The 15,950-nt window shown below is 70.8% G+C and carries 10 protein-coding genes; 4 read left to right on the top strand and 6 right to left on the bottom strand.

Annotated features, from left to right (window positions below):
- Positions 1 to 72: 72 nt before the first annotated feature.
- Positions 73 to 1,257, bottom strand: coding sequence for a type III polyketide synthase (locus ACGFZQ_RS15130; RefSeq protein WP_393840737.1), 1,185 nt, complete (start codon positions 1,255 to 1,257; stop codon positions 73 to 75).
- 334 nt (positions 1,258 to 1,591) lie between these two features.
- Here ACGFZQ_RS15130 and nhaA point away from each other — a divergent pair, with 334 nt between their 5' ends.
- The 4 genes from nhaA to ACGFZQ_RS15110 all read left to right on the top strand — a co-directional run bounded on the left by nhaA (position 1,592) and on the right by ACGFZQ_RS15110 (position 7,315).
- Positions 1,592 to 3,502 (top strand): Na+/H+ antiporter NhaA, encoded by a 1,911-nt coding sequence (gene nhaA, locus ACGFZQ_RS15125; RefSeq protein WP_393840736.1) that lies wholly within the window; start codon positions 1,592 to 1,594, stop codon positions 3,500 to 3,502.
- Positions 3,503 to 3,686: 184 nt separating this feature from the next.
- Complete coding sequence (locus tag ACGFZQ_RS15120) at positions 3,687 to 5,243, top strand: adenosine deaminase (protein WP_393840789.1); 1,557 nt, start codon at positions 3,687 to 3,689, stop codon at positions 5,241 to 5,243.
- 148 nt (positions 5,244 to 5,391) lie between these two features.
- Entirely contained in the window at positions 5,392 to 6,705 is a 1,314-nt protein-coding gene (gene secY / locus ACGFZQ_RS15115) for a preprotein translocase subunit SecY (RefSeq protein ID WP_393840735.1), read from the top strand.
- 148 nt (positions 6,706 to 6,853) lie between these two features.
- Complete coding sequence (locus ACGFZQ_RS15110) at positions 6,854 to 7,315, top strand: GreA/GreB family elongation factor (RefSeq protein ID WP_393840734.1); 462 nt, start codon at positions 6,854 to 6,856, stop codon at positions 7,313 to 7,315.
- Positions 7,316 to 7,402: 87 nt separating this feature from the next.
- Here the strand turns inward: ACGFZQ_RS15110 and ACGFZQ_RS15105 are convergent, their stop codons facing one another.
- The 5 genes from ACGFZQ_RS15105 to ACGFZQ_RS15085 all read right to left on the bottom strand — a co-directional run bounded on the left by ACGFZQ_RS15105 (position 7,403) and on the right by ACGFZQ_RS15085 (position 15,625).
- Entirely contained in the window at positions 7,403 to 7,897 is a 495-nt protein-coding gene (locus tag ACGFZQ_RS15105; RefSeq protein ID WP_393840733.1) for a DUF3566 domain-containing protein, read from the bottom strand.
- A 793-nt stretch (positions 7,898 to 8,690) separates the two neighbouring features.
- Positions 8,691 to 10,352: a cellulase family glycosylhydrolase gene (locus tag ACGFZQ_RS15100; RefSeq protein WP_393840732.1), complete on the bottom strand. Its 1,662-nt coding sequence runs from the start codon at positions 10,350 to 10,352 to the stop codon at positions 8,691 to 8,693.
- 204 nt (positions 10,353 to 10,556) lie between these two features.
- On the bottom strand, positions 10,557 to 12,617 hold the full coding sequence (locus ACGFZQ_RS15095; protein WP_393840731.1) for a discoidin domain-containing protein: 2,061 nt from the start codon (positions 12,615 to 12,617) through the stop codon (positions 10,557 to 10,559).
- A 134-nt stretch (positions 12,618 to 12,751) separates the two neighbouring features.
- Positions 12,752 to 13,978 (bottom strand): aminotransferase class V-fold PLP-dependent enzyme, encoded by a 1,227-nt coding sequence (locus ACGFZQ_RS15090; RefSeq protein ID WP_393840730.1) that lies wholly within the window; start codon positions 13,976 to 13,978, stop codon positions 12,752 to 12,754.
- A gap of 168 nt (positions 13,979 to 14,146) precedes the next feature.
- On the bottom strand, positions 14,147 to 15,625 hold the full coding sequence (locus tag ACGFZQ_RS15085) for a glutamate-cysteine ligase family protein (protein ID WP_393840729.1): 1,479 nt from the start codon (positions 15,623 to 15,625) through the stop codon (positions 14,147 to 14,149).
- Positions 15,626 to 15,950: the final 325 nt, after the last annotated feature.

Raw genomic sequence — 15,950 nt, 5'->3', positions numbered from 1 at the left:
GCGGGGACGGCCGAGCGCCGCACGGGCGGCGCGGACTCGCACCACCGCCACCCCCTCCTTCCCGCCTTCCCGCTACAGCCACTCCCCTTCCAGGGCGGTGGCGGTGAGTCCCGGTGCCGCCGCGTACAGGACGGCGCGGCTGCCCGACTTCTGCCCGGCGTCGTAGGCCCGGCGCATGATGTCGAAGACGGCGGCGCCTCCGCGGTTGCCGCTGGTGTAGCTGTCCCGGCTGTAGTCCAGCAGCCCGGACGGCCACGTGTCGGGCATCGTCTGCTCCATGTACTCCAGCACCCGGGTCCCCCCGGGGTGCGCCAGCAGCACGTCCGGGTGCCAGGAGTCGGGGGCGTCCTGGTAGCGGACACGCAGCCACTCCCACATCGCGGTGACCGTCTCCTGCACGGCGCGCGGCCCGCGCCGGTCCATCACGAAGTGGGTGCCGTCCGCCCGCGTGTCCAGGCGGTGCAGGTCCTGGGTGCCCGGCAGGGTGTGGTGCCAGGCGGCGTCCAGCCGTAGCACCGATTCGCTCCTCGGACGGCCCGTGACCACGGCGGCGACCGCGGTGTCCGCGAACAGCAGCCGGACGATCAGGGACTCGAGAGTGTCGTCCGCGGGCTGGTAGGTGGTGCTCAGCGCCTCCGAGATCACGACCAGGACCACCCGGTCGGGATCCGCGGCCACGAGATCCGCCGCCAGCGCCAGGGAGCGGGTTCCCGCGATGCAGGCCCACTGCGTGGCCGGCAGCAGCATCACGTCGTCGCGGAGCGAAAGCCTGTTGGCCAGGGCGACGTCCAGCCCCGGCAGCGCGGGGGTGGTGGAGTGACTGGTGATCAGGCAATCGATGTCCGCTGCGTCCAGCCCGGCGATCTGCAGGGCTCCGCGCGCCGCATGCTCCCCGTAGGACTGCACCGCCTCCCAGGCCGGCGCGGTGCGCTCCTGGACGGTCTGCGGCGCGGGTATCGCCTCAAGTGCGGCGATCACGCGATCCACGTCCTCCTGAATGAACCCTTCGCGCGCCAGAGCCTCTTGGGCCGGCGCACTTCCGACAGCCCCCAGGCCGCCCCCCTTGCCGGGCGCGACGGCGGCCTCCAGCGGCAGCATCCAGCCGCGGGTCTCGATGCCCGTGCTGGCCGCGATGCCGTCGATCCGCGGTGTCCACGCAGCGTGCGGATGCCGGTCGCGCACCTCCGCCACGATCTGGCTGGTTTCCACAGCGTGCTCGCCGTGGATCACGGCAGGAGGACAAAGGAAAGCGGACATAACGTGTCCTTCCGGAAGGATTAGGGAGGGTTGTCGCGGGCACTGTGCCATGGGTCACTTCAGAAACCGCACGCTCAAGACATCGACGGCAGACTCCAGTTCGGGAGCCGATCGCGCCGCTTCGAGCATGGTCACCAAATGGACATTTCCGCTGTGATGCAAACAACTCAGACCACCCTTGATGGGCGTGACAACGCACACACCTCTCGGACCAGGACTCTCAGGCCGGTTCCAGGCGCCTTACATGTCGCGCCGTCAGCAAGGAGCCCCAGGTCGCTGTCACCGGTGTCGAGTCCCGGCCGCCCATCACCTGGCCGGCGGTGATAATCGGCACGTGAGCGGCTATGAGTCCACCGAGGCGTCCCAAGGACTGGCCACGCAGAGCAGGACGCGCTGGCGTTCCTTCGTGCAGACCGAGACCGGCAGTGCCGTCCTGCTCCTCGGCGCGGTGGCCGCCGCGCTGTTGTGGGCCAACATCGACATGCACTCGTACGCGGCCGTGTGGCAGGCGCACTTCACGATCGGCTTCGACACGAAGCGTCTGTCGCTGACCCTGCACGAGTGGATCAACGCCGGGCTGATGAGCCTGTTCTTCTTCGTCGTCGGCCTTGAGGCCCGGCATGAGTTCGACATGGGGGAACTGCGCGACCGGCGCTGGGTGCTGCTGAGTGCGGTGGCCGGCCTGGGCAGCATGATCGTTCCGGCGCTGATCTACCTGGCGTTCAACGCGGGCCGGGACTCGGTGCACGGCTGGGGTACGGCGATGTCGACGGACACCGCCTTCGCGCTGGGCATCCTGGCCGTACTCGGGTCGCGTCTGCCGGCTTCCCTGCGGGCGTTCATCCTGTCCATCTCGGTCGTCGACGACCTGGTCGCGCTCCTGGTGATCGCGGTCTTCTACAGCGACGACATCCACCTGCCCGCGCTGCTGGTGGCCGTGGGCACGCTGCTGGTCATCACGTTGCTGCGGCTGGCACGGGTCCGCAAGGGGCGGTACTGCGCCGTCCTGTCGGTGGTCGTCTGGGTGGCACTGCACGAGGCCGGGGTGGACCCGGTCGTCACCGGACTCGCCGTCGGCGCGCTGGTCGTCGCGTATCCGGCGCCGCGTGAGGATCTGGAGCAGGCCAGTCGTCTCTTCCGCCTGTTCCGGGAACAGCCCACACCCGAGTTGCAGCGCTCGGCCGTACTGGGTCTGACCGCGGCGATCTCCCCCAACGAGCGGCTGGAACAGAAGTTCCTGCCGTGGGTGAGCTTCGGCATCGTGCCGCTGTTCGCGCTGGCCAACGCCGGTATCGAACTGAGCGGCGGGAAACTCGCCGAGGCGTTCACCTCGCCGATCACGCTGGGCATCGTGTGCGGCTGTGTGGTGGGCAAGATGATCGGGCTCGTCGGGTCCATGGCAGCCGCACGGCTGCTGTCGGGCGGAAGGCTGCGGCCCGGCGTCGGCTGGGGCTCGGTCACCGCCGGCGGAGCGATCGCCGGGGCGGCCTTCACGGTCTCCCTGCTGATCGCCTCACTGGCCTTCGAGGGCGAGGAACTGGACCAGGCGCGCATCGGCATCCTCGCCACCCTGGTCGGTGCCTTCGCGGTGAGCTGGGCGGTCACCGGGGTGATGAACCTGCTGCCGCCCGCCCGCCGGGCCCGGGCACTGCTGGGCAACGCCGATCCGCTGACCGACCTCGCGGTGGCCGTCGACGCGCGCCATGACCGTATCCGCGGACCCGAACGGGCAGCGGTCACACTGGTGGAGTACGGCGACTTCGAGTGCCCGTACTGCGGCCAGGCCGAGCCGGTGGTGCGGGAGTTGCTGGGCAGCGACGCAGACGTCCGCTACGTGTGGAGGCACCTTCCGCTGACCGACGTGCACCCGAACGCGCAACTGGCGGCGGAAGCATCGGAAGCCGCCGCTCGCCAGGGGCGGTTCTGGGAGATGCACGACCTCCTGCTGGAGCGGCAGGACGCTCTCCACGTTCGGGACCTGGTGCGCTACGCACAAGAACTCGGGCTGGACATGGAGCGGTTCCGGCAGGACCTGGAGCGGCACCGTGGCGCCCCCCGGGTGGCGGAGGACGTGGACTCCGCGGACCTCAGCAGCGTCTCCGGTACGCCCAGCTTCTTCATCAACGGCAGGCGTCACCACGGTGCCTACGACATCCAGACGCTGGCGGCGGCCGTCGACTACGCCCGGCAGCGGGCGCTGGCGGAGCACGCGGGCGTCAGCCGGCCGAAGCCGGCGGCGGACTGAGCGGCCTGTGCGCACCCGTACGGCGTGGTCGGCCCGTGCGGGCGGTCCGGTCGTGGCTGCGCCCGCGCGGGTGACTCCGTCGAGCTCACCGCGCGGCAGCCGGGACCGGCCGGGACGATGCGATGATCATCCTGGCGTGACGACCCCTGACGGCCCCCGCGCCGTGCACCCCTATCACCGCACGGTGCTCTCCGCCGGACTCGGCGCCCTGTCCCTGCTCTGCCTCGCGTCCCTGTCGGCGGCGCCGCCCGCGGCCGCGCACACCGGGGCGGTCCCAGGCGTGCCCCGGCCGATGACGGCCGCGGAGGCGCGCACGGCCGCGTACCTGGAGTCGATCCGCAACGACCCGAGGCTGCTGTACGGCTTCGTCCGGCACCTGCCCAAGGGTGGCGACCTGCACAACCACCTGGCCGGGGCGGTCAGGACCGAGTACCTGATCGAGCTCGCCGCCGAGGACGGGCTGTGTATCGACACGGCCACGCTGACCGCCGTCGTACCTCCCTGCGGCCCCGGCACCCGCCCGGCCGCCGATGCCCGCACCGACCGCGACTTCCACGACGCGATCGTGCGTGCCTGGTCGATGCAGGACTTCCCGCCGGACCAGAACGGTCACGACCATTTCTTCGACACGTTCAACAAGTTCGGTGAGGTGTCCTGGCGCCATCGTGGAAAGATGCTCGCCCAGGTCGCCGACACGGACGTGGCGCAGACCCAGTTCTACCTGGAAACCATGATCATCCCGGCCTCCGACGGCGCCAGGCAGCTGGCCGCCGAGGTCGGCTGGGACCCCGACCTGGCCGCGCTGCACGCCAAGCTCGTGGCCGGCGGCAGGCTCGACAAGGTCGTGGCCGACGCACGCAACGAGGCCGACGAAGGTGACGCCGAGTTCCGTACGGCCGCCCGCTGCGGGACCAGCCGTCCCCGCCCCGGCTGTGCGCTGACCGTGCGCTGGATCTCCCAGGTCGGCCGCGGCAGTTCGCCGGAGCGCGTCTTCACGGAGTTGGCCCTCGGTATGCGGCTCGCCGAGCGCGACTCCCGGTTCGTCGCCGTCAACCTCGTCCAGCCCGAGGACTGGGACAGCTCGCTGGCGAACTACAGCCTGCAGATGCGCATGCTCAACTACCTGCGCACCGTCTACCCCAAGGCCCATGTCACCCTGCACGCGGGCGAGTTGTGGCCCGGGCTGGTCAAGCCCGAGGCCCTGAGGTTCCACATCGAGGAGGCCGTGAACGTGGCCGGCACGGAGCGGGTCGGCCACGGCGTCGACCTGGTCCACGAGGACGACTGGCAGCAGACGGCCCGTACGATGGCCGCCCGCCGGATCGCCGTCGAGGTGCCGTTCACCAGCAACGCCCAGATCCTCGGGGTGCGCGGCGCCGAACACCCCTTCAACACCTACCGTTCCTACGGCGTACCGGTCGTCCTGGCGACCGACGACCCCGGGGTCTCCCACATCGACGTCACCCACGAGTACCAGTACGCCGCCCAGACCTACGGCCTGACCTACCCCGAGCTGAAGGACCTGGCCCGCGCCTCCCTCGAGTACGCGTTCCTCCCCGGCCGGAGCCTGTGGCAGGGCAACCCCACCCGGGACGGCTACCACCCCGCGGCCGCCTGCACCGGCCGGCTGCCCGGCAGCGGCCGTACCCCGGGCGCGGAGTGCCGCCGGCTCGTCGCCGGCAGCCCGAAGGCCGCCGTCCAGTGGCGGCAGGAGGCTGCCTACGCCTCCTTCGAGAGGTGAGCACCCGAGTACGGGAGGTGTGGTGTGAGCCCATAAGTTGCAAATTCCGTTGAACAGGTGTCGGGCGACGCGTGGGGAGTCATTCATGTGTGGCCCGAACCGTTCGCCGACCCCGACGGCCCATGCGCGAAGGGGTGCAGGAGGCACCGTGCTCATCGCGTTCATCAATGCCTTCAAGACGCCTGACCTGCGTAAGAAGCTGCTCTTCACACTGGCAATGATCGTGCTCTACCGGGTCGGGACCCATGTCCCGATCCCCGGCGTCAACTACCGAGCCGTCCAGAGGTGTGTGAGTGAGGCGTCCGGCAACCAGGGGCTGTTCGGACTGGTCAACCTCTTCAGCGGGGGCGCGCTGCTGCAGATCACGATCTTCGCGCTGGGCATCCTGCCGTACATCACGGCCAGCATCATCCTTCAGCTGCTGACCGTGGTCATCCCGCGTCTGGAAGCCATGAAGAAGGAGGGCCAGGCGGGCACGACGAAGATCACCCAGTACACCCGTTACCTGACGGTGGCCCTCGCCGTCCTGCAGGGCACCGGCCTGGTCGCCACCGCCCGCAGCGGCGCGCTCTTCTCCGGCTGCTCGGTCGCCTCCGCCATCATTCCGGACCAGTCGGTCTTCACCACCGCCACGATGGTGATCTGCATGACCTCCGGCACCGCCCTCGTCATGTGGCTCGGAGAGCTGATCACCGACCGCGGCATCGGCAACGGGATGTCGATCCTGATGTTCATCTCGATCGCCGCCTCCTTCCCGTCCGCGCTGTGGGCCATCAAGAAGCAGGGCACTCTGGCAGGCGGCTGGATCGAGTTCGGCGCCGTCATCGTCGTCGGCCTCGCCATGGTCGGCCTGGTCGTCTTCGTCGAGCAGGCCCAGCGGCGGATCCCGGTGCAGTACGCCAAGCGCATGATCGGCCGCCGGTCCTACGGCGGCACGTCCACGTACATCCCGCTCAAGGTGAACCAGGCCGGTGTGATCCCGGTCATCTTCGCCTCCTCGCTGCTGTCCATCCCGGCCCTGGTCGCACAGTTCTCGGGCGGGGACTCCGTCTGGAAGCGGTGGATCACCCAGAACCTGACCAAGGGCGACCACCCGGTCTACATCGTCCTGTACTTCCTGCTCATCGTGTTCTTCGCGTTCTTCTACGTCTCCATCTCCTTCAACCCGGAGGATGTCGCGGACAACATGAAGCAGTACGGCGGCTTCATCCCGGGCATCCGGGCCGGGCGGCCGACCGCGACGTATCTGTCGTACGTGCTCAACCGGATCACCTGGCCGGGTTCGCTGTATCTGGGGGTGATCGCTCTCGTCCCCACCATCGCCCTGGTCGGGTTCGGGGCGAGCCAGAACTTCCCGTTCGGCGGCACCAGCATCCTGATCATCGTGGGTGTCGGCCTGGAGACCGTGAAGCAGATCGAGAGCCAGCTCCAGCAGCGGAACTACGAGGGCTTCCTCCGCTGACCCGGGCACCGGGGGCCGGCGGCTCGACGGTGCCACGGCGCCACGGCGCCACGGAGACGGACATATCGGTAATATTGGTACAGCACGTAATCCGCACTCCGACTTCGGTCGTTCCGTCACCGAAGGATCCGGCACCGAAGGAGCGGACATGGGTGGGCCCGAACCGATCAGCGCCGAGGGTCGTCGCGCGCTGGAGCAGCAGCTTGCCGATCTCCACACCGAGCGGCAGGACGTCGCCGTGACGCTGCGCGGCGACGATTCCCCGGGCGACCACGCGGACGAGGCCGACGAGTTGCAGCGGGCCGACGACCTCCGGCGCCTGGACGCCCGCATCGAGGACATCACGCTGCGGCTGCACCAGGCGGCGGTCGCCGGACCGGCCCCCGCGGGAGTGGTCGGCGTCGGCAGCAACGTCACCGTGCGGTTCACGGACGGCGCGGTACAGAGCGTCGAGATCGGCGAGATCGCCTCCGCGGCGGACGAGAACCTGGTGACGCAGGACAGCCCGCTCGGGCGCGCGCTGCTGGGACACCGGGTCGGCGACACCGTCAGCTTCGAGACACCCCAGGGAACCGCGGACGCCACCGTGGTGTCGCTGGGCGGCTCCTAACCCGGGGCCGGGGCCCCGTCTCCGAAGCGGACGGTCCTGAGCACAGATGCTCACGGACCCGCCGCGCACCTGAACACACCGTGTGCGTCAATCCCCTTGGCCGGCGTCCGGCCGGACGGGGGCCGCATGCTCGCTCGGCGCCGTCGCCTTCCTGCCCCGCAGGGAGCCGTACCTGGCCGAGAGGTGCCGCATCGCGCCGGTGACCCAGGCCGGGGTGTGGGTGCGCAGGTAGCGGCGGGCGCGGATGCCGGCGCGGTCCATGGCCGACTGGGCGTTGGCGCCCGCCTCGGTGGGGCCGAGGTCGTCGGTGAGGGAGATTTCGAGGCCACCGTTGTACGGGGCGGTCAGGTTGTACAGGAAGGTGGTCAGGGCTGCCAGACACGAGCCCAGGACGACTTCGAGGGTGATGACGGTGAACGCGATGGTCAGGAACGTGCTCAGCCGGGGCAGGGCGTCCGGCGCGAGGATCGCGGCCAGGCCCCAGGCGGCAACCGAGGTGACGACGGTGAGGACGCCCAGACCACCGAGGAGCAGGAAGCTCATCACCGTCACGGACCAGGGTTCTGCCTCCGATATGCGCATGCGCATCGTCCGCGGCCGAGGCGAAGGTCCCCGTCCGGAGTGGCGGCTCGGGGGCGTGTCGCACGCGGTCGGCGGGGGCGGGGGGCCTGCCGCAGCGGGCAACGACGTGTCGGGCAATGACATGTCGGGGCGGGAGCGGAGTGCCGGGTCGGGCTGTGGCGCGGGCCTGTCCGCGGCGGGGCGGCCCGGCGCCGGCGGATCCTGAGCGGCGGTTGTCGCCGCGGCCCCGCCACGACCGGGGGCGCCGGCGTGCTCCGCCGGCGGCACTCGCCCGTCCCGGTGGGCCGCGACCGCGGGGACAGGCCCTTCGTCGGCGTCCTCGCCGTGTACCGCGGGCCGCTGCTCGTCGCCGGACCGGGTGTTCCTCGTGGTGGGGGCCGTGCCGTCGAGCCCGGGTGTGGCCCGTTTGCGGGAGGTGCTGCGGGTCCTGCGCTTGGCGCGACTCATGCGTGTCTCCCTGAGTGGCCTGGCAGTCTCGCAGGGGCTCTTCCCGCATCGAACGGGCCTCCGTCGACCGCCCGGCGGCCTGTGGGGGCCTGCTGGTCGTTGCTTTCGACGGTATGGGCTCCTGCGTGATCTTGCATTCCTGGCGACGCACCCGGGGGGCCGCCCGCCGGGTCGGTCCCGGCGGGCGGCCACGGTTCCGTTCACCGTGGCCAGGGCCGCGGTGCGGTCGTGGTGCGACCAGTGGCGTGTCACCCCGGCGTAGCCGACCGTCACCCGGCCGTCGGACCTCGCGGCAGGAGGGCCGGCCGGCGAGGTGTGCGTCCCACCACCTCGCCGGCCGGCGTGTTCACCTCGCCGCGCACCCGGAGCCGTTGAGGGTGAAGGCGGTCGGGGCGGTGTTGGTGGCGCCCTTGTTCGCCAGGAACCCGACGGTCACCGAGCCGCCGACGGGGATGGTGGTGGTGTAGGAGGCGGGCGTGACGGTCACCGCGCCACCGGTCTGCTGGGGCGTGCCGCCCCACATGGTGGTGACGGTCTGGCCGTCGGCGAAGGCGAAACCGAGCCGCCAGCCGTTGATCGCGGTGGTGCCGCCGTTGCCGATGGTCAACTCGCCCTGGAATCCGCCGGGCCACTCCCCCACGACGCGGTAACCGACCGAGCAGGACAGGTCGGCGGCCTTGGCGGTGGTGACGTTCACCGTGGCCGAGCGGGCCGAGCGGTTGCCGGCGGCGTCACGGGCGTAGACGGCGAAGGTGTACGCGGTCTCGGCGGTCAGGCCCGTCACGGTGACGGTGCTGGTGGTGGAGGCGGCCACCGTGGTCTCGGTGGCGCCGCTGACGCGGACGACGTCGTAGCCGGTGACGCCCACGTTGTCGGTGGCTGCGGTCCAGGTGAGGGTGGCGGAGGTGGCCGTGACCGCGGAGGCGCCCGGGGTACCGGGGGCCGTCGGGGCCTGGGTGTCCGGGCTGCCGCCCCCGAAGACGGTCGCCTCCTTTGCCGTCTGGGCGATGCCGTTGACTCCGTTGAAGACCCGTTGGCCCCACGAACTGAGCTGGTTCCGGTCGAAGTTGAGGGCGAGGTCGAGGATCGGGTCGGTGTTGCCGCTCCAGGACCAGGCCAGGTACCCGAGCTTCAGCTGCTGGGCCGCGGCCATCATGGTGTCCTCGTCGGGGTCGCCGTACTGGTCGGCCGGCCCGCCGAACTCACCGATCAGGAGGGGCAGTCCGGCGTCGACGAAGGCGTTGAGATAGTCGGTGATCTCCTGCGCGGTGTCGAAGACGCTGTACATGTGGATGGAGAAGATCAGGTTGCCGGTGGGGTCGGCGGCGTAGACGGACCGGGCGTTGGCGCGCATGACGCCCTGCCAGTCCTGGCCCCAGTTGGGCGCGTCGACCATGAGGGTGTGTGCGAGTCCGGCGTTGCGGAGCTTCTGGACGGCCGCGATGGTCGGGGCGGTCCAGCCGTCGGGGGCGGTGTTGCCCCAGGGCTCGTTGCCGATGTTGAGGACGACGTAGTCCTCCTGGCCGGCGAGCACGTCCTTCAGGCCGATCCAGTAGTCGGCGGCCTCGTCGAGCGTGCCGGCGGCGCTGTCCTCGCCGTAGCCGGTGGTGTCATGCACCTCCAGGACGCAGATGAGCCGGTTCGCCTTGCACTGTGCGACGACGTTCGCCACGTCGGAGGCGCTGTTCGCCGCCCAGCGGTGGCCGTCGGCGAGCACCACGCGGACGGTGTTGGCGCCCAGCGCCTTGATGTCGGCGAGGGACTGCCCGGTGCGGCCCGGGTACCAGGTGTGCGCGGCATTGACGCCCCGCATGACGAAGTCGCTGCCGTTGCCCTCGACCAGCCGGCCGGCACTGATGTGCAGACCGGTGGCCTGCACCCCGGGTGACTGGGCACGGGCGGCGACGGGGAACGCGGCGCCTGTGAGGACCAGCGCCAGCAGGGACGCCAGGGCGGCCAGCAGGCGGGGTAAGGGGTGCTCTCGGGTCGTGCTTCTTGTTCTTCTCACTGCGGCTCCAGGGAGTGAGCGCCAAGAAACTCAGGCATCGGACGGGTGATATGGGAGCGCTCCCATAGACCCACTTCGCCGAGTACACGTCAAGTCGTGCCATGGCACGGCCGTGCGGCCCCGGGGTGCCGTCCTGGCGGCCGCTTCCGTCAGCCGCCGGTGCCGGAGCACCGGCGGCATGCGTGCCGCCCGGCAGCCCTCGCCTCAGGCGCTGTGGACCCCGACCTCGTACAGCGAGTATCCCCACTCGGTGCCGCGCGCGAGGCCGTGGACACGGACGTAGCGGGCCGGGGTCCCGGTGAACCGGGCCGTGTCCAGGCCGCCGTCGCCCGAGGTCGTGGACCAGGCGGTCGCCCAGTTCGTGCCGTCGGTGGAGAGCTCGACGCGGTACGACCTGCCGTAGGCGCGCTCCCAGTCCAGCGTCACCTGGGAGACCAGGTGGGTGGAGCCCAGGTCGACCTGCCACCACTGGTCGTCGCTCCAGTCGGCGGCCCAGCGCGTGGAGTCGTCGCCGTCGGCGGCACGGTCCGGCTGGTAGCTGGTGAACGGGTTCCACTCGGACGAACTGGCGCTCGCCGGATGCCCCTCGGCGAGGTTCACCGAGGCCTGGTGCTGTTCCGTGGCCCGCCAGGTGCCGAGGTAGGACTCGGCGCCCCGGAACAGGTCGTCCACCACGTCCTCGCCGCCGACCTGCCGGATGTCCTCGATCCAGTCGGGGATCATGCCCGCGTGGGCGGCGCCGTCGGTGTTGATGTCGAAGGTGCGCTCACCGGAGGTCTGCCGGTCGATGACCGAGCCCCCGTCGACGCTTCTGAAGGGGTACGTCACCTTGTCGGCGGCGTCCGCGCCGCGCGGGGCGGGGTGGTCGCCGATGCCGTTGAAGTCCGTGCCGTAGCCGTAGCCCACGCCGTACTCGTCGCGCAGCGCCTTGGTCCGCGCCGCCTCCGCGACGAACCCCTCGGAGCCGTGCATGTACTGGGCGACGAAGCCGCCGAGGGAGTAGACGCGCTCGGTCCAGTCCAGGTCCATCCAGCTGTGCGAGGAGATCACGCCCGGGTAGGACTCCGATTCGAGGATGTCCAGCGCCTGGCCGACGGCCTTGACGCCCATGTGGTCGATCTCCAGCATCATCTTGCGTTTCATCATGCCGCGCACCGCGTACTCGCCGAGTTCGGTGAGACCGCGTTTGTTGCACTGGGCGTCCGCGTCGTACGCGGGGACGTCCACGCCCGCCGGCAGGTCCGACTCCGCCGCCGCCGACGCGCTCCCGATGGGGTTGTCGTGCTGCGGGCCGGTGCACTTCTCGGTCCCCCAGAAGGTACCGGTCGACAGGAACTGCCCGACGTTGATGGCCGTTCCGAGGCCGCCCGAGTCGAAGCGGACGCCGCACAGCGCGTTGTCGAACTTGTGGCACAGGAACATGGAGCGGACGCCGAGCGCGTACAGCTCGTCCAGCCCCTTGTCGATGTCCGCCTTGCCGCACTGCGGGACGTCGAGGATCTGCTTGCAGCCGAAGGGCTCGGAGGTCTCGACACCCAGGACGACGGCCAGCTTGCCCTGCTCGATGACCGCACGCGCCTGCGCGCTGTCGGTGACGATCCGGAACCAGCCCTTACCGGTGCCGCCGTACATCCTGTCGATGTACGCCTGAAGGTCGTATGTCATCTTCGCCTGCAGCCGGATCGACGTCATCTCGTCGCAGCCACGGTCCTTGAACGGGTAGATCGAACAGATCATGCCGTTGGTGACCAGGTCGTTGACGAGCACCCGCTGTCCGCCACGCCAGGCCCGCTCCACCCAGGCGTAGTAGTCGGCCTGATGGGTCATCGAGTCGTACGCGGGCCAGTCCTCGAACGTCGGCCAGCCGGCCGGGTCGTGCTTGCCGTCGCCGCCGTGGGTGATGTAGTCGAAGAGCGCGAGCGAGCCGTCGGGGTAGTGCTCGGGGCAGTCCTTCAGGGCGTCGGCGACACCGGCCTCGGAGAAGACCTTGCCGCAGATCAGCCGGCCGCCGAAGGCCTCGTTGCCGAACAGGTGGTTGTGCGCGTCGACGAAGCCGCGCACCTCGCCCGTGGCGGTGGTGCCGGTGAACGGCTCGCCGGTGACGTCGATCTGGACGTCCGGGGCGGGTCGTGCGGTCGGGGTCCACCAGTCGTTGCCGGCCGCCGAACTCGGGGTGGGCCCGAGGACCACGGTCAGTACCAGGAGCAGCAACGACAGAACAGTGACGTTCCTGCGTCTGCGGTACGAGCGTCGAGTCTGCGTCACGGCCCATGTCCCTCGGTCGGCGCGAAGGCGCGGTTGGCCAACCCTTGGGGTTGTCATGACCCGCGCAATACCTGGGACGAGGATCCGGTTGTGCGCCTACCGAGTCAAGGGGCCGGAACGCTTGACCTGATCACTCAACAGTGCTGCTCCCGGGCCCAGTTACCGAGTACGGGGACGTACTTCTCGGCGAAGTGCTCGTAGTCGGCCGGGGTGTTGTAGACGTGGGCGGACACGCGCAGGTAGCCGATACCGCCGAAACTGGTGAAGGCCGCCTCGACGGCGAGTTCACGGGCCACTCGATCACGCAGCGCGTCGGCCTCGATCCGGCTGCGCCCGAGGCCGTCCGGCAGCCGCACCAGGCGCATGCCGGGGACGGGCATCCCGACGTCGGCCCGGCTGTCCGCGCCGGTGAGCCGGGTGAAAGCGGCGCCGATGACGTGGGCGGCGTAGTCCGCCAGCCGGTCCATGTACCGGCGGGCGGCGGACCAGCCCCAGGTGCGCTCGACGAAGTCGAGGGACGTGGGCGCGGCGAGGTAGGAGGTGGCGTCGAGCGTGCCCTGCTGGTCGAAGCGGTCGGGGTACGGGTCCTGGGCGCCCCACGAGTCGATCAGCGGGTGGAGCAGGTCGCGCAGGGGCCCGCGGGCGACCAGGGCCGCGGTGCCGCGCGGGGCACAGCCCCATTTGTGGAGGTTTCCGGTCCAGAAGTCGTACGTCGCGTCGGCGAGCGGTGTGCCGAGCAGACCCGGTGCGTGGGCGCCGTCCACGAGCACCGGTATGCCCTGCCGGCGTGCCGCCGCGCCGATCCGCTCGACCGGCAGCCGACGTGCGGTCGCCGACGTGATCTGGTCGACCACGACGAGGTCGGTGGCCTCGCCGATCTCGGCGGTCACGGCCTCGTACGCCTCGTCCTCGTCCGCGCCGAGCGGTATCCGCGCCGTGCGCACCCGGCCGCCCCAGCGGCGTGCGAGTCTGTCGGCTCCCATGGTGACGGCCCCGTAGCCGTGGTCGGTGACGACGATCTCCCCGCCGCGGCGGCGGGCGAGGGCGTTGTAGACCACGCTGGCGCCGGCGCTGGCGTTGGGCACCAGGGCGAGGTCACCGGCGTCTACGCGCAGGAACCCGGCGAGTTCGACGCGGGTGGCGGCGAGCCGCCCGGGCAGCTCCGGGAACCACACCACCGGCGCGCGCTCCATCTCGGCGCGCAGCCGCGCCTGCCGCTCCTGCGCCACCAGCGGAACGGCACCGAACGAGCCGTGGTTCAGATGTGTCAGCGCCGGGTCCAGCGACCACGCGTCGGCGGCGGGGGCGCCGTCGGCCAGCAGCAGGGGGTGCGGCGCGAGGGCCACCTCGGTCTCACTCACGTCAGGAAGCCTCCGGGAACAGAGCGGTCACCCGGCATCCTGACACGGCGGTGACCGTTCCCCGGGGCCGGGTCGACGGTGGGGCCCTGCCACCGGAACAGGGGGCCGCGATCGAGGCGCGGGCGGGCGCGCGGAACCCCGGGCCGCCCTCTCAGCGCGTTGCGGCGCTCACTCCACGGGCCACGTGTGGGCCGCCGCGTTCAGGTGCATGTAGTCCATGTACGTGGTGGTCATCCGCCGCAGCGCCTCCCGGCGGTCGGAGGTGCCGGTCCGCTCCAGGTGGTGGACCGTCTCCGCCTGCCACAGGGCTCCGTTGCGGGCGTTCACGCACCGCTGCTCGATGATGCCCAGCATGGGCTCGCGCCAGGAGGTGTCCAGGCCGGCCAGCTCCAGGCCCCGGTGCGCCAGCGGCAGCAGGCGTCTCAGCACCAGTTCCGTGACCGGTACCTCGCCCACCCCCGGCCAGTACAGACGGGCGTCGATGCCGTCACGGGCCGCCGCGTGCAGGTTCTCCTCGGCGACCGCGAAGGACATCCGCGACCACACCGGACGGTCCTCGTCCACGAGGGCGCGCGTCAGGCCGTAGTAGAGGGCCCCGTTGGCGATGGTGTCGGCCACGGTGGGGCCGGCGGGCAGGACGCGGTTCTCGATGCGCAGGTGCGGCCCGCTGTCGGTGACGGCGTAGACGGGGCGGTTCCAGCGGTAGATCGTGCCGTTGTGCAGCGTGAGTTCCCCGAGCTGCGGCACTCCGCCGGCGTCGAGGACCTGCCGCGGGTCCTCGTCGTCGCACAGGGGCAGGAGCGCCGGGAAGTAGCGCACGTTCTCCTCGAACAGGTCGAAGACGCTGGTGATCCACCGCTCTCCGAACCACACCCGCGGCCGTACCCCCTGGGCCTTGATCTCCTCGGGGCGGGTGTCGGTGGCCTGCTCGAACAAGGGGATGCGGGTCTCGCGCCACAGTTCCCTGCCGAAGAGGAACGGCGAGTTGGCGGCGAGGGCGATCTGCACGCCCGCGATCGCCTGGGCCGCGTTCCAGTAGTCGGCGAAGTCCTTGGGGTCCACCTGCAGATGGAACTGGGTGCTGGTGCAGGCGGCCTCGGGGGTGATCGCGTCGGCGTACATCGAAAGGCGCTCCACGCCCTCAAGGCCGATCCGCAGGTCCTCGCCGCGTGCCGCGAAGATCTGCTCGTTCAGCAGCCGGTAGCGCGGATCACCGGACAGGGACGCCTCGCCCACGTGCGGCTCCGCCAGCGTCGGCAGGATCCCGATCATGATCAGGTGGGCGCCGACCGTCGCGGCGCGGTCCTCGGCGTGGTTGAGCGCGTCGCGGATCGTCTGCTCCCAGGCGCCGGGGCCGCCGGAGGTCAGCTCCCGGGGCGGAATGTCGATCTCCAGGTTGAAGCGGCCCAGCTCGCTCGACCAGGCGGGGTCGGCGATCGCCCGCAGCACCTCGGTGTTCCGCATCGCCGGCAGCCCGTCGTCGTCCACCAGGTTGAGCTCGATCTCCATGCCGACCTGCGGGCGCTCGCTCTCGAAGCCCGATCCGCGCAGCATCTGCGCCAGCACGTCGAGACAGGTGTGCATCTTCTCGCGGTACCGGCGCCGGTCCTCCCGCGTGAACACCCGGGCCGGCACATCACGTCCCATCGGGCCCTCCCGGGTCCCCTCGGCGGATGCCTGTCGTCCCAGCGTCGCACCTCCCGGGCGTACCGGACACTCGCCGAGTCGCCGGCTCACGGGGCGCGCTCGGCAGGGATGCGCAGAGTGACCGGCCGAGGCTCTCCAGCCTTTCAGCCCACACATGCCAAAAAAAGGGCCGGCGGTTCCAGGGGAGTCACGGGTGCGGCCGGGACAGCGGTCTCCGTGGACGATCCCCCTCGCCGGTGGAGGGGCGGTCGCCGCGCGTAACGGATCAGGGGCCCCGATGGCCGTCGAGCTTCACTACGGGCCCCGGGGACCTCGCCGGCCGACC

It is taken from the genome of Streptomyces sp. NPDC048254, from assembly GCF_043201895.1.
In the GTDB taxonomy this organism is placed as follows: domain Bacteria; phylum Actinomycetota; class Actinomycetes; order Streptomycetales; family Streptomycetaceae; genus Streptomyces.
This window is presented reverse-complemented; position numbering and strand designations above follow the sequence as displayed.